This window comes from Chitinophaga sp. CF118 (genome assembly GCF_900112615.1).
GTDB lineage: Bacteria > Bacteroidota > Bacteroidia > Chitinophagales > Chitinophagaceae > Chitinophaga.
In genome coordinates, this window is the sequence record NZ_FOMK01000002.1 from 247,989 (window position 1) to 268,758 (window position 20,770).

The window sequence follows — 20,770 nt, forward strand, 5'->3', positions numbered from 1 at the left end:
TAGGCCCTGTAGCTTAAAGGGACAAAGTCTGCGGAAAAATAACTAGCCGCAGTGTGTATGGATCATATCGTTGTTGGTTTTCCCGGCAATGATCAGAATTTACAGTGCACCGAAATCTGGAAGATGAAATTAGGGAAGCGTATTTACAGCCATACTGCCTGGAAACAGGAATGCGGGTTCGAATCCCGTCAGGGCCACACAGGCGCATATCAAAATGCGCCTTTTTTTATTCGAATTTAACGACAACCAGTTCGTTTCCCAACGAGGTAAGCTATCCCCAAACTAGAAACTTTTCTATAGATCCTGATTAAAACTTAGGGTAAACTTGTCTTATCGTAAATCATAATCTTATGAAACGTTGCCCTTAACGTGTATTCCTTATTGGAGAATCCAGTATCCTGGGCAACCATGTCTTGTATGAATTACTCCGTACCTCCATCAAAATATAATTAACCATATATGAATAAATCAGTTGGGATCGAAAAAGATATTGCAGTAGTAGGAATGTCTTCCTTGTTTGCAAAAGCAAGAAACCTTGACGAATACTGGCAAAACATTGTTAAAGAAATAGATTGCATTACGGAAGTTCCCGAAAATCGTTGGAAAATCAGCGATTACTACTCTCCCAACCCAACCGATCCCGACAAGAGCTACAGCAAGGTTGGCGGGTTTATTCCCGAAATAAATTTCAACCCTATGGAATTTGGGTTGCCTCCAAATATACTGGAGCTTACCGACTCTGCACAACTATTGTCGCTTGTAGTAGCCAAAGCGGCATTGGAAGATGCAGGCTATTGGCAAAACGAAAAGTTTAATAAAGAAGTACGCCAGCGCACCGGCGTTGTTTTAGGTGTTGGGGGTGGACAAAAACTATTGGGTACGCTTATTTCAAGATTGCAATACCCTATTTGGGAAAAAACCTTAAGTGCCTACGGAATTCCTGAAAAAGATCTGACAGTAGTAATTGACCATATTAAATCGGCATTTCCAAAATGGGAAGAAAACTCATTCCCAGGCCTGCTTGGTAATGTTATAGCTGGTAGAATTACAAACAGATTTGATCTTGGGGGCACCAATTGTGTTGTTGATGCAGCTTGCGCTACATCTCTTTCTGCCATTAAAATGGCTGTTATGGAATTGCAACTGGGGCATGTGGATATGATTATTACAGGTGGAGTAGACACCGATGCCTCGCCGGTAATGTATCTTTCATTCAGTAAAACGCCGGCTTTTTCAAGAGAGAACCAGATAAGACCATTTGATGATGAATCGGATGGAATAGTAATCGGCGAAGGTATAGGTTTAGTAGTATTAAAGCGTCTTTCAGATGCCGTACGTGATGGAGATAAAATCTATTCCGTAATAAAAGGTATTGGAAGTTCCAGCGATGGAAAAAATAAAAGTATTTACGCCCCCCAATCATCGGGACAATCGCTGGCTTTAAAGCGCACCTACGAACAAGCCGGTTATTCAATGAATACCGTAGGATTGATTGAATGCCACGGAACCGGCACTCCTACAGGCGATCCATCGGAGTTTGATTCGCTGAAAATAGAGATGGCAAACCAACCAGCCGAAAAACAAAGTATTGCTCTCAGTAGCGTTAAATCGCAAATAGGGCATACAAAATCAACGGCGGGAGCTGCTGGATTTATAAAGGCTTCTCTGGCTTTATATAATAAAATATTACCTGCTACCATCAACGTAACAGCGCCTAACCGTAAGTTTGATATAGAGAATACTCCATTTTATATCAATGCCTTAACACGCCCATGGATAAAACCTGTAAATATACCACGTAGAGCTTCGGTAAGCGCGTTTGGCTTTGGCGGCACTAATTTTCACGTTACGCTTGAAGAATACCAACCCGAACACACTAAACCATACCGCTCTTATACTTCTTCTAATGCAGTGGTATTAACAGCTGATTCAAAAGATGAATTAATACATAAAGCCGGTCAATTGCTCCAGCAGTTGGATGCGCCCAACGCAAACGAATTATTATCCGATATTTCGGACAATGCTTTAAAAATTCCATTAAAAGGCAATCAACCTAAACTAGGCTTTGTAGCAGTAGATGTTCAGGAAACGATTTCTAAGTTATCAGCTGCAATACAGTATATCAACACTACTGCAAAACCTGTTTTTGAACATCCCAAAGGATTTTATTATTCCGAAGACGATTTAGTAAAAGGAGGAAAAACCACTGCACTTTTTTCCGGGCAGGGCTCTCAATATGTAAATATGTCAAGTGAAATGGCTTGCCTCTTCCCTCCTTTCAGGGAAGTATTGGGCAAACTGGATGAGTCATTTGTTAAAAGCGGAGAAAAAGCACTTTCAAAAGTTATATATCCGGTACCGGCATTTAACGAAGAAACCAAAGCTCAACAGAAGCAGGAACTTACTCAAACTCAATATGCACAGCCAGCCATAGGTGCAATAAGCATGGCATATTACAAATTGCTAGAGCAGTCAGGCTTTTCGCCCGATATGGTTGCAGGCCACAGTTTTGGTGAGCTTACGGCACTATGGGCTTCCGGGGCCTTAACTGAAGATGATTATCTTTTACTGGCCAAAGAAAGAGGCCGCTTTATGGGTACTAATACAGGCGAAGAGCGTGGCTCTATGCTGGCCGTTAATGCAGAGCTGGAACCTGTAAAGGACATCATTACCAACTTCAAAAAACTTGTTGTTGCCAATATTAATTCGGATAACCAAATTGTACTTGGAGGAGATACAAAAGAAATAGAAACAGCATTAGCCGAATTTCAGCGTTTAGGATTTCCGGCAGTCAAACTACCTGTTTCAGCAGCTTTTCACACTTCATTTGTTGAACATGCTGCAGGGCCGTTTTCGGAGGTAATTGCCAAAACGAAATTCAAATCTCCCGAAATTCCGGTATACAGCAATACGAATGCTGCTAAATACCCTGAAACGGTGGAGGCCATTAAAGCAACATTATCTTCACACATCCTTAACCCTGTATTGTTTAAAGATGAAATAGAACAGATGTATAATGATAATGCAAGGGTATTTGTTGAATTTGGACCTAAAGGGATATTAACCAATCTTGTAAAGAAAATACTAAACGGCAAAGAATTCATTGCCATTGCTATAAATCCATCGGAAGAGAAAGGCAGCGAATTCCAGTTTAAGGATGCGCTTATTAAAATGAAAATAGCAGGTTTAGCTGTTACTGAGCCGGATGTATTTAAAATACCTGCGCAAAAAAATATCGTTGCCGACAAGCTAAATGTTGTGCTAAGCGGCGCTAATTATCAAAGCGATGCAGCAATTAAAAAATATAATGACGGCTTTGAAGAAATAAATAAATTAAAGCCTGTAGAAACTAAACACACACAGGAAATAGCAAACAGTCAACAACCGGTAAAAACTACGGCTGTAAGTATTGATGATACTGCACGAGCAAGCGTCCACTCAGAGGCAGGGGCAAATACATTGTACAGCGATATTTTCCTAAAACAATTAGAAGGTTTTAAAGCCATTTCTCAATTGATGGCAGAGCAGGTAAACCTTCTGGAGTCATTACAATCAGCATATACAATAACCGATAAACATACAGAAAGTAAACCAAAACCGTTTATTCCTGAGCCCCCCCTGGTACCTTCGCCGGCAAAGGCTGCTCCGGAGAACAATGTGATATCAACAACATCAAATGACCTTGTAAATTCATTGATGAATGTTGTCGGAGATAAAACAGGTTATCCTACCGAGATGCTTGAACTCAGCATGGATATGGAAGCCGACTTAGGCATTGATTCCATAAAACGCGTAGAAATTTTCGGTGCCATGCAGCAAGCCTTCCCAACAATAACAGGAGTCAATCCTAAGGAAATGGCAGTACTAAAAACGCTGGGACAAATTGCGGATTACCTGGGGGCAAAAACTGGCATTACTACCGTTGCAACTCCACCTACTGCATCAGCGACACAAACAACAACCACTTCATCCGGACCAGATTTAAATGCCCTTGTACAATCCCTATTACATATAGTTAGTGATAAAACAGGGTATCCTACAGAGATGCTTGAATTAAGCATGGATATGGAAGCCGACTTAGGCATTGATTCCATAAAACGTGTGGAGATCCTCGGTACCATGCAGCAAGCCTTCCCAACCATAACAGGAATTAATCCTAAGGAAATGGCAGTGTTAAAAACGCTGGGACAAATTGCAGAATACCTGGGGGCAAAAACTGGCACTACTACCGTCGCAACTCCGACTACAGCTTCGGCGACACAAACAACAATTGCTTCACCCGGAACTGATTTAAATGTCCTCAAACAATCGCTATTACATGTTGTTAGTGATAAAACAGGTTATCCTACAGAAATGCTTGAATTAAGTATGGATATGGAGGCCGACTTAGGCATTGATTCCATAAAACGCGTGGAGATTTTCGGTGCCATGCAGCAAGCCTTCCCAACTATAACAGGAGTTAATCCTAAGGAAATGGCAGTGCTAAAAACGCTGGGACAAATTGCAGATTACCTGGGGGTAAAGTTAAACGGAACAGTCCAGGGAAACTCTTTGAGTTCAGAAGTAAAAAACTCAGAGCCCGAAAAAACAATCTTAACTCATCATAAGATTAAACGTTTTGAACCCCGCTTAAAATTCCTTCCTAAACCTGACAAATTGGTAATTGAGTGGAGCAAAAATGATACGGTCATCATAACTGATAACGGCTCAAAGTTATTGGTCGATGTGGTTGATAACCTCTTAAAACTGTCTGTAAATGTTGTACTTCTTCATATGCCCGAAAACATTAGAAGAAAATCGTCTAATACAAAAATCGAAAACGTTACCCATGTATCTTTAAACAGTGTTTCTGATGAGACTATAAAACAAGCTTTTGATGAAATTACTCAAAAGTACAGCTCAATCACAGGTGTTATCTGCACTTCTGAAAACCATGATTCCTCTTCACTCAATACAATAATAAACGACCAGGCGTATATAAAAGCTGCGTTTTTTATTGCCAGGCATTTTAAGCTTTCATTAAACAAAAAAAATGCTATAGAGTCGAGGCCCTTTTTTATTTCGGTATCGCAAATAGACGGTTATCTTGGGTTTAATAACAATTCCAACCTGTCGCTGATACAAGGAGGTAACTCTGGCCTGATAAAAACTATTGGTTTAGAGTGGCCTGATGTTTTCTGCAGAAGCATAGATATACGGCCCGGAACAGATAGACAGGTTGCTGCTTCATTAATTATGGGCGAGTTGCACGATCCCAATATGGAAATAAAAGAAGTAGCACTTACAGAAAGCTCAAGAAACACAATTATTGCAGAAGAAATTGCTCCTGATCCCGATACCCTGAATCATTTACCGGTTACTTCAGGAGATGTATTCCTGGTTACGGGAGGAGGCAGAGGTATAACAAGTACATGCATCACTAAGCTGGCACAATATTGCAAGCCTAAATTTATACTATTGGGCAGATCATCCGCAAACTTCTCTGAGCCAGTCTGGGCAAAAGGAGTAACCGATGAAAAAAAGCTTAAGAAGGAAATTGCTGAACAGTTGAAGAATGAGGGTCAAAAGCCTACGCCTGCCGAAGTGCAGAAAATTTTTCAGCAGATTATTTCGAAGCGGGAAATAGAACAAACGCTTGCGGAACTTAAAGCAAATGGTTCTGAAGTAAAATATTTTCAGGCAGACGTGCGTGATAAAAAACAACTTGAGCAAGTAGTACAGGAAACCCGTTTAAAAATGGGCGAAATAACAGGTATTATTCATGGTGCAGGCGTACTGGCAGATAAACTCATTGAACAAAAATCGGAACAGGATTTTGAAGATGTATTTTCCATAAAGGTTGGCGGCTTGCTTTCGCTGCTGGAAGTACTACCTCCGGAAAAGCTGAAATTCCTGTTGTTGTTCTCTTCTGTTGCGGGATTTTACGGGAATCCGGGACAGGCCGATTATGCCTTGTCGAATGAAATATTGAACAAACTGGCATTATACTTTGCGAAGTGTTATAAGCAATGCAAAACGGTTTCGTATAACTGGGGCCCATGGGATGCGGGAATGGTAAGCCCTGAGTTAAAAAAGGCGTTCGAAGAAAGGAATGTTTCTATCATTCCGCCTGATTTTGGCGCGCAACTTTTTGTTTCAGAGTTAAGCAGTGTTTATGCAGGAAATACGCAGGTTATTGTTGGAAGTGCTCTCCCATTACCTCCGACGCAAATAAAACCCGAACTCAGGAAGTATACGATTGAAAGAAAGTTAAAATTAGAAGACAATCCTTTCCTCAATGACCATGTAATATCCGGAAATGCTGTATTGCCAGCGCTTAACGCCATTGGTATGATAATAGATGGTACCAGGCAATTTTATCCGGGATTAAAAGTTGCTGCGGTTGAAGATTCGCGCGTGTTAAAAGGAATTGTGTTTGACGACAAATTCAGTGAAAACTTTGTTCTGGAATTAACAGAATTAGAAAAGGGCAACGATGAGGTTTTGTTTGAAGGAACGTTATATAGCCAGACTAAAACGGGGAAAAAGCTAATGCACTATAAAACCCGTGTGTTGCTTTCCAGATATTTAAAGCCATCACCGGTTATTCCTGTTGAAAATATTGATAAAAAAACCGGGATAATTAAGGGCGAAGTTTTATATGAAAATGGCACCTTGTTTCACGGACCTTCATTTAAGGGTATTACAGAAGTCTTGAAAATAGACAATGACGAACTCATTGTAAAATGCTTTATAAAGCCTGTAAACGAGGAGATTCAGGGACAGTTCCCGATATCGGATACCAATGCCTTCATAATGGATGTAAAATTCCAGGGGATGGTGGTATGGGCCAAACACCTTTTCAGCTCGGCCAGTTTACCCGTTAAAGTCATTAAATGCGAGTTCTTTAAACCTTTGCGATTTAATACCGAATACTTTGTGGTGTATAAAATGCGCAGTGCCAATGGTGTGATAATGAGCGCGGATATTTGTAGCTGCGATAAAGACGGGAATATATATGTAGTCCTGACGGGAGCCGAAATAGTTTTAAGCAAAGAGTTGAATGGGGCATTCGCTAACAAAAAAAACACTGTGGCCTTATGAGAGAGAAAATAGCAATTATTGGCCTTTCTGCTTTGTTTCCCGAAAACAAGACTGCGGAAGAATTCTGGGAGTGTATTTTAAACAATCAAAGCCTTACCTCTAAACCTACCGAAAAAGAGTTCAGAAAAGACACTGATTATTTTTATGATGCTGAAAAAAATACAAATGATAAAACCTATTGCTTAAACGGAGCATTTTTAAGAGATTTTAAGTTTAATCCTGAAGGCTTTAAAATCGACAAGGATGAATTAACATATCTTGATGAAACATATCAGTGGGTACTTTCCACAGGCCGCGATGCACTGGAGAAAGCCGGCTATTGGAACAAATCTCCGCTCGAAAGCTGTGGTTTAATTGTAGGAAGTCTTTCCTCACCTACCAGAACATCACGTTCTATACTAAATGAGTTGTATACCGATATTTCAGAGAACGTCATAAAAAGCATTTACAATGTTGACTCCTTTTCATTACCACGCATTAATGAACCTCATTTGTGGAGCTTTTACAATGCCTTTTCTGCTGAAAACCTTTCGGCCCTTACATCAAAAGCTTTAGGACTGGGAAGAAGGCATTTTGCGCTGGATGCAGCCTGTTCATCTTCATTACATGCCATTGAAATAGCATCCTATTACCTTAATACCCGCAAAGCAGATATGATGCTTGCGGGAGCTATAAGTAGTGCCGACCCCCTATTTGCAAACATCGGATTTTCACATTTTAATGCATTCCCTTCTCAGGGGAGAAAATCAAAACCGTTTGATAAAAGCTCGTCAGGATTAACCCCCGGAGAAGGTGCAAGTTTTGTGCTTTTAAAACGTTACGAAGATGCACTCAGAGACGGCGATGAAATATTATCGGTTATATATAGCACAGGAATATCTAACGACGGCGCTGGCAAGTTTATACTAAGTCCTAATAAAAAAGGACAGATAGCATGTTTTGAAAGAGCTTACAGCCATGTAAATATTTCACCAGAAGATATTTGTTACATCGAATGTCATGGAACAGGTACTGCTGTTGGCGATGCAACCGAGATGGAATCCATTAAAGAATTTTTTGGCGAAGCATCCTCTCCATATCTGGGAACGGTTAAATCCAATACCGGGCATTTACTAACGGCTGGCGGCATGGCCGGCTTAGTGAAAGTAATCAACAGCCTGAATAGTGATATAATTCCTGCAACTATTGGAATTGAAAATCCAGTGGATTTAAAAGAAAAAATAGTAACCCGGAATATTGCCTGGCCAAAAGAAAGCCTACGTTTAGCAGCGATTAATTCCTTTGGCTTTGGAGGCGCAAATGCTCATTTAATCCTTGGCGCCGGATCAACAGCAAATGAGATTGAGATCTTTGAAAAATTGCAGCCGGCTGGCCGAATTGCCATTACAGGTATGGATGTTTGTCTGGGAGAAATTACATCGCTGCAGCAATTGAACGAAGTCATTACAACGAATACAATTATAAAAAAACGGCTGCCTCAAAACCGCTGGTACGGCATTGAGGAACTGCAGGAACTTCTACTACGGTTTAATTTAAAAGAAGTTCCCGAAGGGAATTTTGTAGATGCGTTTGATTTTGACATACTACGTTATAAAATACCTCCACGCGAAGCATCCAAGATAGTTACACAACAACTTTTGCTATTAAAAACTGCCGACAAGGCTATACAACAATCAGGTCTGCAAAAAGGCGGTAAGATAGGCGTTATTATTGCCATGCAGTCCGAACAGGCTTTGCACAGATATGCCGGCCGTCTGGATTTAAACTGGCAATTTAATGAGGCGTCAGAAAGCCAGCATGTATCAAAGCAGCAGTTAGTTAACGTACAGGAAAGTATCAAGGATTTTATTAATGACATTGTTCTCGAAGAACCTTCGATTAGTATTCATACAGGGATTGTCGGAAGTATTATGGCTTCCCGTGTTGCAGCCTTATGGGATTTTACCGGGCCGGCATTTACCGTTTCATGCGGAGAAGATTCATTTACCAAAGTGCTGGATATAGCCAAACTGCTGATAGAGGCCGGAACCTGCGACGGAGTGGTTGCCGGGGCAGTTGACCTGGCCGGAGGTTACGAGCATATTTTGTTACGCAGTAAATTCGAATCAACAGATTATCCCATTGGAGAAGGTGCCGCAGCTTTTGTTTTGCAAAATGAAAATATGGTTGAATCGCCGGAAAAAAGAGTGCTTGGCTACCTGAATGATGTTGTAATAGAAGAAAATAAAAAACAATCATTTAGCGAAGAAGCCAAACGTTTTAAGGACGTTTCATATCTCGAATTCTCAGGAAGTTCAATATATAATAATGATTTTGTGAAGAATGTTATAAGAGACCTCAAACCTTTAAAATCCGGAAGTGTAACGCCCAATGTAGGATATACTTATGCTGCTTCTGTTGCGGCCAGTTTTGCAAAAGCTTTGATACAGCTTAACAATCATCCCGCAAATGCAAAGGATCAGGTAATTATTGCTTCCTTAAACAATCATTCGGAAACTAACGGGCTAATCTCTGTTTCTGCCGGAAAGGCTCCCATTTTCTTAGATGGAAATGAGGCTACCGGAAACAAAACGGCTTCATTGAAGAAAATTGTAAACGGAGGGGGCCGGTTGGCTGATCATTTTTCAGTAATAAACAATCAACAATTACTGATAGCCGGGAATAATAACAATTCTAAAACGCATAATGAGGTTTACTCTTTTGAAGAAGCCTGCGCTGGAAAGTTACCTACTCATAAAATGAATAATGAGGGTGTTATCTGGGATGAGAATGATCTGTTGAATTTTGCAGGTGGCTGTATCTCTGAAGTATTTGGAGATAATTACAAAATAATTGATTCCTATAAACGAAAAGTGCGTTTACCATTGCCACCTTATTTACTGGTGAGCAGGGTTACCAGTATAAATGCAAAAACCGGCGAATTCAAGCCCTCCACCATGACCACAGAATATGACATTCCTTATAATGCATGGTATTCTGTGGATGGTCAGATTCCCTGGGCTGTTTCAGTTGAATCCGGCCAATGCGATTTAATGCTGATAAGTTATTTGGGTATTGATTTCGAAAACAAAGGCGAGAGGGTTTACAGACTGCTTGACTGCACACTCACTTTTTTGGACGAACTGCCTAAGGAAGGAGATACTTTGAGGTACGACATATCTATAAATTCATTTGTGAGAAATGGCGATAACCTGTTATTCTTTTTCAGTTACAACTGCTATGTGGGTGAGAAAACGGTATTGAGGATGACCAATGGTAGCGCCGGTTTTTTTAGTGACGAAGAGCTGGAACAGGGACAAGGTGTTGTTAAAAGCAAAAAGGAGCTTGAGCTCCGCAGCAATATTAAAAGGAGAAGATTTGTTCCAATAAAAAACACATCAAAAAATGCTTTCACCAGGCAGGATTTACTACACCTTGTAAACGGTAAGCCTGAACTGTGCTTTGGTGAATCATATCACCATCAGTGGAGAAATCCTTCATTACGACTTCCGTCAGAACATTTATTAATGCTCGATAGAATTACGGAAGTCGATCCTGAGGGCGGTCCATGGAGCCTGGGATTAATAACCGCAGAAAAAGACCTCCATCCGGAAGACTGGTATTTTCTCTGTCACTTTAAGGACGATGAAGTACTGGCCGGTTCATTGCAGGCTGAAGGAGGCGGACAGCTTTTGCAATTTTTCATGCTCTACCTGGGTATGCACGGACTGGTTAAAGATGCACGTTTTCAGCCAATAGAAGGTTTACCTCAAAAAGTACGTTGCAGGAAACAGGTAACACCTAAAAACACCAAACTGATATACCGTATGGAGATTAAAGAAATAAGCTTAACTCCTGACCTGCGCGTAATATCAGATGTGGAAATATTGACCGAAGACGGACTTGTGGCAGTTCATTTCGAAAACTTAGGATTGCGGCTAAAAGAAAAAAATAATTCGCAGCTTATTACGGCGAAAAACTCTAACAGCGCAATACCTTTGCTTAACGAAGAACAACTTGCCAATTATGCTTTAGGCTCCCTTGTGAAATTCTTTGGTAGTGAGTTCGAACCATTTGAAAACAGGGTACTTTCACGTCTGCCAAATACTGATTTACAGTTTGTTTCAAGAATAATGTCGTTTAGTGGACAGCGCCATAATTTCAACAACAAACCTTCTATAGTTGGCGAATACGATGTTCCATTAACTCCGTGGTATTATAACGAAAGCAGTTCTCCTGTAATACCCTATTCCATATTAATGGAAATAGCATTGCAGCCATGTGGCGTACTAACAGCATATTTAGGAAGTGCTTTCATTTATCCTGATAAAGATATGTTCTTCAGAAATCTTGATGGAGAAGGTACTTTGATCGAAAATATGGATTTACGGGGAAAAACCATTATCAATAAAGCTGTACTTATCAGCAATACGGTCTATGAAGGCAACATAATACAAAAGTTTACTTTCGAAATGGTATGCAATGGTAAGGTGTTTTATAAAGGTACTGCTGCCTTTGGCTGGTTCCCGAAATCCAGCCTCGTAAACCAGGTCGGGCTCGACCGGGGTGAAGAAATACCGTCATGGTTCCAGACAATGCCCAAAACGGCAGATATCCTGCATATTGATTTAGCTTCGGAAGTTGGATTGCAATTATTCAGGATACAGAACGGCAAAAAACATTTCCGCTTAACTAAACCGCAATTGAATTTCCTTGATAAATTAACCTATGTAACAAATGGAGGAACCCACGGCAAAGGCTATATATATGGCTTTAAAGAAATTGACCCGGCCGATTGGTTTTACAATTGCCACTTTTACCTGGATCCGATAATGCCTGGCTCTTTGGGTGTTGAAGCCATGATACAAGCCATGCAGGCATTTTCTATACTCGGAAATTTAGGTAATAAATATGCTAACCCCTGTTTTAAACAGCTGGGAAACCATCAAACAATGTGGAAATACAGGGGGCAAATTATGCCTGATAATAAATGTATGAGCCTTGAAATTCATATTATTTCTATAACGGAAAACAACAATCAAACTGTGATTATGGGGGAAGGAAGCTTGTGGAAAGAAAATATACGGATTTACGAAATAAAAAATCTTGCATTTGTTATTGAAGAAGCAAATTAAAAAACTAAACACAGCCATTTGAACCACTAAAATATTATTGCAAAATGAAGGAGCTTGTTTCTACATACAATGCAGCGCTTTTTAATATAAAACAGGCATATCACGTTTATTCAGATAATAACGAGCAAATACATCTGGAAGAAGTGTCGAAAGAAATAAAACCAGCACTCGACAGGCCTCAATTAAACTATTACGGAAAACTACCTGCAATAAGTCCTGAAAATTTAGGCGACAAAACATTCAGGGAACGCTATAATGTTAAATATGCTTACATGACCGGAGCTATGGCTAACGGAATAGCTTCCGAAAGAATGGTAATTGAGTTGGGTAAAAACAATATACTAAGTTCCTTTGGGGCTGCAGGTCTAATCCCTTCCCGGCTGGAAGCGGCTATAATAAAAATTAAATCAGAGCTTGGAAATAAAACATTTGCCTGTAATCTGATACATAGTCCAAGTGAAGAAGCCCTGGAAGTAAACGGAGTAGAGCTGTTTTTAAAACACAAGATAAGGGTAGTTGAAGCTTCTGCTTATATGGATTTGACTCCATATATCGTTTGGTATAAAGCCGCTGGCCTGTCGGAAGAAAATGGAATTATAAAATCTGAAAACAGGGTAATAGCCAAAGTATCAAGGCTGGAAGTTGCCAGAAAGTTTATGCAGCCACCCCCCTCTTCAATACTGGACAAACTTGTTGAAGAAAAAAAAATAACGCCCAGGCAAGCACTACTTGCTGCCGGCATCTCTGTTGCCGATGATATAACTGTGGAGGCAGATTCCGGTGGCCATACGGATAATCGTCCTCTGGTTTGTATCCTGCCTGCTATCATTGCGCTCCGCGATGAAATTACTTTGCAACATGATTACAATTACAAAATTCATGTTGGAGCAGCTGGTGGAATAGGTACACCAACTGCAGCTTACTCAGCATTTTCCATGGGAGCTTCATTTATTGTAACAGGATCTGTAAACCAGGCATGCATAGAATCAGGGTCTTCCAACATTGTAAGAAAACTTTTAGCGCAGGCAGAGATGACAGATGTGATAATGGCTCCTGCTGCGGATATGTTTGAAATGGGGGTTAAACTTCAGGTTTTAAAAAGAGGAACTATGTTTCCGGGAAGAGCACAAAAGTTGTACGAATTATACAGGTCGTATAACTTAATTGACGCTATTCCTAAAGAAGAAAAAGAAAAGATTGAGAAACAAATATTCAGACGTTCACTTGAAGAAATATGGGGTGATACTAAAGATTTTTTCAGAGAAAGAGATATAGACTTATTAAATTCTGCCGAGGCAGATCCGAAGATTAAAATGGCACTAATATTCAGATGGTATTTAGGATTGTCTTCTCGTTGGGCAAATAGTGAAGAAAAAGGCAGGGAATTGGATTATCAAATATGGTGTGGACCATCAATGGGTGCATTTAATGTATGGGTTAAGGGAACAGATCTGGAGAACCCTGAAAACAGGAAAGTGGTGAGGGTTGCAGAAGAAATAATGAAAGGAGCCTGTTATTACTATCGGAAAAACATCCTGAAATACCTGACTAATTGAATTTTCAACGCTATCCGATAGTGCCGGTACAAAGTAGGGTTAAAGTAAACACACAAATTTTGTATTTATTATGTCTAAAATATTAAAATACTATAAACATTTTATGCCGATCAAAGTTCGTTTTTCGGATTTGGACATTGTTGGTCATTTAAATAATTCTAAATATCAAACATATCTGGAGGAAGCAAGAATTGCATACTTCCATGATGTTTTTAATCAAGACAAAAGCACTCTTAATTTCAATTCGGTGCTTTCGAAAATTTCAATTGATTTTATCAAACCAATAGAATATGGAGATGATATAACTATTTATACACGTTTATTTAATGTTGATGCGCGTAGTTTTGAAGTCCATAATCTGTTTGTACGAAGGGAAAAGGAAAAAACAGAAATTGTTGCTAAAGCTCATACACTAATGGCCGCATTTGATTATCACACTAAAAAGCCAATAATATATCCTGAGGAATATTGTGAGGTTGTAAGATCATTTGAGGAGACAGGAGAAATCCCTTAATCAGGGAATAAAATACAAATCGGGTGTTGAAGGATTTTGCCCTTCCTGTTATTGAAAACTATAAAATGAAATTTTATGCTGCTTTACTGGTACAATGTCATTAGAATATTACTGCTACGATATGTTAAAAAGAGGCTTGATGTTAATGAGCCCTTTATTAAAGAATTCAGGGTAAAAACATTGGATTGTGATGCTCTTCGGGTAATGGCTGCTTATAAATACTTTGTATATATGGACTATGCCCGGTGGGAACAGTTTATCCGGACAGATTTGTATACCGCAGTATTGACCAGGAAGTTAGCCCCCTCCCTCGGTTCGCAGAAAATTATTTACCGGAAACCAATTAAACGTGGCACAAGGGTTTCAATGCACGTAGAAATCGCTGGTTGGGATAACCGCTGGTTTTACCATGTTCATACTTTTATGCAGAATAATGAAGTAAAAGCTATTGGCGTAACCAAGGGCCTGTTCTGGCGAAAAGATAAACTGAATACGCTGGAAGAGATAGTACATTCAGCTGGCTTTTCGAATATAAAAAAGGATCCTCCTGACTGGGTTCTGCAATTATTTGAAAACGACGGCCAGATAATAAGTAGCATGGCACCGGCAACTCATGAGACAATATTAATTCCGGAGACTGAAATGTGCCCGAAATAAAAGTGCCACTTTTTGAAATTTCAGATTGATTTATACGGGAGCAATATTTCCTGAAGTATATTGTTGATTGCTCCCGCATGGCTCATTACAAGCATGTGCCCTCCCTTATGAATAACATGTGTAGGTTTTGCATATTTAACAGGAAATACTTCATCCCTGGTACCATGAATATGATTGAGCGGACAAGGCAATACCTCATTATTCCAGAAAAGGACCGCATTCATACCCCATTTAATGAATCGGCTGTCACCATCCCAAATGACCTGCCGCATTAGCTTTTTATTAGTCCGGGATTTCATCAAAATATAATGTTTTAATGTGGCGGTTATCTTAAAAAAACCAGCCGGAATATGGCGTTGTAAATTCATTTTCCTGGCAAGTTTATAATATGGGGGTAATTGGCTGCTAACAGGAACACTACTTATAATGATGGTACAAACCGGAGAAAATAGTTTAGCAATCTCGACAGCCACAATTCCTCCAAGCGATAAACCAATCAGAATAAAAGGCTCATCCGAATAATACGGAGTAAATAAGCGAATAGCATATTCTGGCAGCGATTCTTTTTCGCCTGGAAGAATCCATTCTATATATTCGGGATCGAACCCCGGAGGCAATTCGATATGAGAGAACAACCTTTTATCTGCTCCAATTCCACTAATAAAATAGGCTTTCATAGGCGAACATGTTTATCTAATTTACTATCTCTCTCTTTAATGGCTAACTTAAATATGCCCTACTTGCTATTCAGAACTTCTACAAATTACAAGTGTATTCCGGGAGAGTTCGGAGAGACTTCCGGGTTCGACCGGGGGCATAACGGGGGCAAAGCGTAGGTTGAACGGGGTTAGAATAGCCAGGAACCGTTCTACCCCCGTTCAACCTACGCTCTACCCCCGCTCTACCCCCGTTCTACCTCCGCCCAAAGGGCGGTCAAACCCCGAAGCCGACCCGAACACTTCCCGAACTGTCCTAAATAGTGATGCCAATAATATGTGATTCAATACTTAAAATCGGACAGGCTGTGTATCGAAACCGGACAATCAGTTATTTTATTTTGCTACAAAGAATTGATTGTCAATATAACAAAATTCGACATAATTTTTGTAGAAATAAATAGTTTTAAGTTTACTCATCCAATATTTTACCTTCTTCTAACCAGGGGATCATTTATGCTGAAAAATTATTTCAAAATCGCATTTAGAAACTTGTGGCGTAAAAAGACTTTTTCATTCATTAACGTTACTGGCTTAGCAGTGGGTATGACATCCTGTTTACTCATCTTCTTATATGTCCATTTTGAACTCAGCTATGATCGGTTTAACAGCAAAGCGGATAGAATTTATCGTGTTGTCGGTGATTTGAAATCGTCTGCCGGGACATTACATTGGTATAATACTCCGGGGCCTATGGCGGGAGCAATGAAGGCTCAATTCCCGGAGGTGCAAGAGACGGTACGGTTGGTACAAGGGAGTATTCTGGTAAGAAAAGATAATATTAAATTCCAGGAGGAACACTCTTTATGGGCAGATGCATCCATCTTTACAGTGTTTGATTTTCCAATGAAATCCGGAGATGCTAAAACTGCACTAAAGGAACCGAATAGTATTGTTTTTTCAGAAACGGCGGCCCGCAAATATTTTGGTAATGCGAATCCGGTTGGACAGTCACTATTGCTTTCCGGCAAGAACATACCTGTCATTGTCACAGGAATAATGAAAGACATACCCGAAAATTCCCATATTAAAGCAGACATGTTGATTTCAATGTCTACTTATTCAACGTCTTTTGTACCATGGGTAGAGACCGATTGGGATGTATTCAATCCTTCTACCTATTTGCTTCTGGCACCTGGCGCTAAATCTGAAACTTTGCAATCAAAGCTTCCGGCTTTCTTTCAAAAATACGCTGGTGATGTTCTGAAAAAGAATAACATGAGCTATTCTGCAAAGTTAGAACCGCTAGAGGATGTATATCTCCATTCTGCTTATGGAGGAATGGAAACTGGCAATCTGAATAATGTAACCATTTTTACTGTCATCGCTCTGTTTATCCTGTTGATCGCCGCTGTAAATTTTATAAACCTTACAACTGCGAGATCTGTAGAAAGAGCAAAGGAGGTAGGGATACGGAAATGCGCCGGGGCTGTAAAGAATCAGCTCCTCCTGCAGTTTCTTATAGAATCGATAGTTATTGCGCTCATTTCATGGCTGCTGGCTATTTTCCTTTGTCAATTGTTGTTACCCATGTTCAATGTGGTATCTGGCAAAATTATCAGTACCGGTATTTTTGTAAACGCATCTTACCCCTTGGGACTTTTGGGTCTTGCGCTGGGAATCGGATTGTTGGCCGGTATATACCCTGCTGTTGTACTTTCCTCTTTTAAACCGATCACTGTCCTTAAAGGCAGTTTTGCATCCGGAAATAAAGGCATTGTACTCAGGAAGGTCCTGGTAGTTACTCAGTTTACAATCTCTATAACACTAATCGTAAGTACCCTGGTCGTTTATTCGCAACTGAACTTTATGCGGAATCGATCTTTGGGTTTTGATAAAGACCGTGTTCTGGTAATTTCAAATAACGGTGATCCGGGTACGATCGATTTCAAGAAGCAAATTTCCGATATCCCTTCTATTCAATCTTCTTCCATTTCTTCCGCTATTCCCGGCCGGGATTATAACGATGGCAATAATGATATGGGTTGGGTTCAGATCCAAAATAGCAAAGATGAATTGCAGCGCGTCAACATAAATATTTACAATGTCGATGAAGATTTTCTACATGTATATAAGATAAAACTATTAGCGGGAAGAGGCTTCTCAAACGCATTTCCGGCCGATTCTGCAAACAGCGTAATTTTGAACAAAACAACCGTAAGGAAGCTGGGATATGTGTCTTATCAGCAGATCATTGGCGAGCGTTTTGTAACAAATGGCTATACAAGGACAGTGGTCGGTGTGGTAGATGATTTCCATTTTCACTCTCTGAAGGAGCCAATACAGCCGCTATGCTTACTGACAGGACGCGGTTATTGGCAATTCATTTCTATGAAAGTAACGACCGGAAACTTACCTGCTACGATAAATGCACTTCAAAACAAATGGGGGAAAGCCATTCCAAACAGGCCTTTTAATTATTTCTTTTTAGACGAGGATTTTAATAATCAATACCAGGCTGAAGATAAATTTGGCCACTTATTTTCCTATTTTTCCATACTATCCATTTTTATTTCAAGCCTGGGCCTTCTGGGACTTGCATCCTACAGCACCTTGCAAAGGACCCGCGAAATCGGAATAAGAAAAGTCCTGGGTGCCTCCGTTTCCAGTATCATAAGCCTATTGTCAAAAGACTTTGTGATGCTTGTATTCATATCATTTCTAATTGCCTGTCCGCTTTCCTGGTTTGCAATGAACAGATGGCTGCAGGAATTTGCTTTCAGAATTACTATGAGTTTAGAAATATTTCTGCTGGCAGGTGCTGGCGCCTTGCTGGTCGCTTTATTCACGATCAGCTTCCAGTCTATAAAAGCGGCCCTTAGAAACCCGGTAAAAAGTCTAAGAACGGAGTAACAGTTATTGGTCACAGACTTATTACTCCTCTATAATTTTTACTTCCCATGAATTTAATTCAATGGTACTGTTTTTAGTTACTGCTTTATCGGATAGCAACTCGCGACCATTTGTAAAAGTATAATGGATTGTGGTGGGTGTAGCTGAATAGTTGAAAAGGTAACGTACAGTTTTCCCCTGTTCATTGATACCTTGTTTAGTGATAACCGGGAAATAAAGCTGTTGCGATTCTCCCCATAAGCCTGCTTTCTTTAGGGCATCTGCCAGTACTTTCTCCATTAAAGGATTGCTGATCATACAACCAATATAGGTGGCCAGTCCTTTGCCATAATTGTTTTGGGTAATGGCAGCATATTTACCCCATACCGGATGATCGTAATAAGCTATTACTTTAGCTGAGGTAGGAGTAATTAATTCCATCCAGGTATTCACTTTATTATTTTCGCTGCCTGCCTGATACGGGTCGCCCTTCAGGGATACGTTTTTAGGACTGGTAAACTGACTATAATAAATACCACAAGCTTCACTGATAATGCCCGGCTGGCGACTTGCTCTTACCTTTACATTCTGGTCCGAAAATCCGGACTTAAATGTGTATACAATATGCCCTCCGTTTTTTACAAAACGGTTCAACCGCTCCAGCAAGCTGTCCGATGCTGCATACAGAGCTGGTACAACAAGAAGCTTGTAATTTTCTATATTGGTGCTGTTAGGATCTACGAAATCCACTCCAACATTCATTCTGTATAATGCATCGTACATCGGGCGAAGAATGTCGTTATAACTTACCCCATCAGGTTTAAACTGGTTAAACGCCGTAAGAGCTTCATTGCTGAATAGAATAGCTACTTTGTTGGTTATTTTAAGATTGATTAAATGCGGGCTCAATCGTTGAAAATCCCTTCCTACCGTCTTTGCCTCGTCATAGGTGGGATTAGGCTCAAAGTCGTGACTTAACAACCCTTTCCAATACGTTTCAATTGAATTATGGATGGAGTGCCAATGCCAGTATTCCACCATATTGGCTCCGGAGGCTAAATGACTGAATGCCTGCAGGCGTAACTGACCGGGATAAGGCACCCATTGCGGAAAGCCCTGTGCTTCTGTTTCCAGCAACAGGTAATTTTTGCCTCCTTTCATAGAACGGGTTACATCGCCGCCAAAGGAGATCTCCTCACCGGTTAATGCATCTTGTGAAGGATGATAAATATCCACACCTGCAATATCCAATGCTTTGGCTGCGGCAAAATGATCTACATCCGGCTGTATGCCATACGAATAGCCCTTCCACTCAAAATCAAAATTCTGGGTAATGAACTGCCCCGGGTGTTTATATTCGTTTACAACAGCAGCCTGCCAGAAGAGATAATCTGTTACCAGTTTACGTTGAAACTTTGCAAACTCAGCAATCTGGCTTGCATTAATTGACCCTACCATGGAAGGAAAGTCGTCCCAGCTATTGATACGATTGCTCCAGTAGTCCAGGCCAAAAGCTTTGTTGATGCTATCCAAAGCGCCGAACTTCTTTTTCATGTATTCCACAAATGACTTTTGCACTTCAGGGCCGGCCGTATTGTATGCTTTGGTTTCATTATCTATTTGGTAACCGATGATGGCAGGGTGATCTTTTACATGTTCCATCATCTTTCTTATTACCCTTTCTGCATAAAACAGGAAATGCTTATTGGTAATATCCATATTCTGCCGGGGACCATATTGGTTTTGTCCTCTTGAAGTGATTGCCAATACATCCGGATATTTTCGCACCAGCCAGGTGGGAACTGAATAGGTCGGAGTTCCTATAATCACTTTAATACCTGCTTTATGCATGGCATTTAACACTCTGTCAATATGTGTAAAATCAAACACCCCATCCTGTGGCTCCATAGTGCTCCAGGTTGATTCGGCAATGCGAACAACGTTAATGCCTGCATCCTTCATCATTTGAACATCCTTTCCCAGTCGTTCATAGGGCATATATTCATCATAATATGCCACACCATAAAGCAACTGATTTAGTTTTGCCTGCTGTGCAGTAACGGTTTCCATTAAAGCAAAAAAACAGATAACACTTAAAAATTTTCTCATGATTATACTTGTATGGATAAATATAAAATAAAAAAATCAGCAACGTAGATTTTCGCAAAGAAGGATACACTCATTTAAGTAGTAAAAAGCTCGGCTCAAGTAAGCATTTTTGCAGTAGCACAATGTGTTAGCTTAACACAACGTTATTTCAAATTGAACTAAAGTCTTCTTGAAATATCGTTGACTTTA

The 20,770-nt window shown here is 40.2% G+C and carries 8 protein-coding genes; 6 read left to right on the forward strand and 2 right to left on the reverse strand.

Annotated features, from left to right (window positions below; translation table 11 throughout):
• Positions 1-459 precede the first annotated feature (459 nt).
• The 5 genes from BM176_RS09330 (at position 460) to BM176_RS09350 (ending at position 14,924) form a co-directional block, all read left to right on the forward strand.
• Positions 460-7,083, forward strand: a complete 6,624-nt coding sequence (locus BM176_RS09330; protein WP_090102138.1) for a type I polyketide synthase — start codon at positions 460-462, stop codon at positions 7,081-7,083.
• Positions 7,080-12,197 carry a beta-ketoacyl synthase N-terminal-like domain-containing protein gene (locus tag BM176_RS09335; protein WP_090102140.1) on the forward strand — a complete coding sequence of 1,706 codons (5,118 nt, stop codon included), beginning with the start codon at positions 7,080-7,082 and terminating at the stop codon, positions 12,195-12,197. The genes BM176_RS09330 and BM176_RS09335 overlap by 4 nt, the downstream gene beginning before the upstream one ends.
• A 44-nt stretch (positions 12,198-12,241) precedes the next feature.
• Positions 12,242-13,753, forward strand: coding sequence for a PfaD family polyunsaturated fatty acid/polyketide biosynthesis protein (locus BM176_RS09340; RefSeq protein ID WP_090102142.1), 1,512 nt, complete (start codon positions 12,242-12,244; stop codon positions 13,751-13,753).
• 70 nt (positions 13,754-13,823) lie between these two features.
• The gene (locus BM176_RS09345) at positions 13,824-14,267 is read left to right on the forward strand and encodes an acyl-CoA thioesterase (RefSeq protein ID WP_090102144.1); all 444 of its coding nucleotides are present in this window, start codon (positions 13,824-13,826) and stop codon (positions 14,265-14,267) included.
• A 75-nt stretch (positions 14,268-14,342) separates the two neighbouring features.
• On the forward strand, positions 14,343-14,924 hold the full coding sequence (locus tag BM176_RS09350) for an acyl-CoA thioesterase (RefSeq protein WP_090102146.1): 582 nt from the start codon (positions 14,343-14,345) through the stop codon (positions 14,922-14,924).
• A 20-nt stretch (positions 14,925-14,944) separates the two neighbouring features.
• On the opposite strand, the gene BM176_RS09355 is transcribed toward BM176_RS09350, so the two are convergent.
• Positions 14,945-15,601 carry an alpha/beta fold hydrolase gene (locus BM176_RS09355; RefSeq protein WP_090102148.1) on the reverse strand — a complete coding sequence of 219 codons (657 nt, stop codon included), beginning with the start codon at positions 15,599-15,601 and terminating at the stop codon, positions 14,945-14,947.
• A gap of 495 nt (positions 15,602-16,096) precedes the next feature.
• Between BM176_RS09355 and BM176_RS09360 the strand changes: the two genes are divergently transcribed.
• Entirely contained in the window at positions 16,097-18,493 is a 2,397-nt protein-coding gene (locus tag BM176_RS09360; protein ID WP_090102150.1) for an ABC transporter permease, read from the forward strand.
• A gap of 21 nt (positions 18,494-18,514) precedes the next feature.
• Here BM176_RS09360 and BM176_RS09365 read toward each other — a convergent pair whose 3' ends face one another.
• Positions 18,515-20,581, reverse strand: a complete 2,067-nt coding sequence (locus tag BM176_RS09365; RefSeq protein ID WP_255373480.1) for a beta-galactosidase — start codon at positions 20,579-20,581, stop codon at positions 18,515-18,517.
• Positions 20,582-20,770 lie beyond the last annotated feature (189 nt).

Coding starts and splice junctions, on each gene's coding strand:
- BM176_RS09330 (WP_090102138.1), top strand. CDS start 460: ATGAATAAATCAGTTGGGATCGAAAAAGATATTGCAGTAGTAGGAATG.
- BM176_RS09335 (WP_090102140.1), top strand. CDS start 7,080: ATGAGAGAGAAAATAGCAATTATTGGCCTTTCTGCTTTGTTTCCCGAA.
- BM176_RS09340 (WP_090102142.1), top strand. CDS start 12,242: ATGAAGGAGCTTGTTTCTACATACAATGCAGCGCTTTTTAATATAAAA.
- BM176_RS09345 (WP_090102144.1), top strand. CDS start 13,824: ATGTCTAAAATATTAAAATACTATAAACATTTTATGCCGATCAAAGTT.
- BM176_RS09350 (WP_090102146.1), top strand. CDS start 14,343: ATGCTGCTTTACTGGTACAATGTCATTAGAATATTACTGCTACGATAT.
- BM176_RS09355 (WP_090102148.1), bottom strand. CDS start 15,601: ATGAAAGCCTATTTTATTAGTGGAATTGGAGCAGATAAAAGGTTGTTC.
- BM176_RS09360 (WP_090102150.1), top strand. CDS start 16,097: ATGCTGAAAAATTATTTCAAAATCGCATTTAGAAACTTGTGGCGTAAA.
- BM176_RS09365 (WP_255373480.1), bottom strand. CDS start 20,581: ATGAGAAAATTTTTAAGTGTTATCTGTTTTTTTGCTTTAATGGAAACC.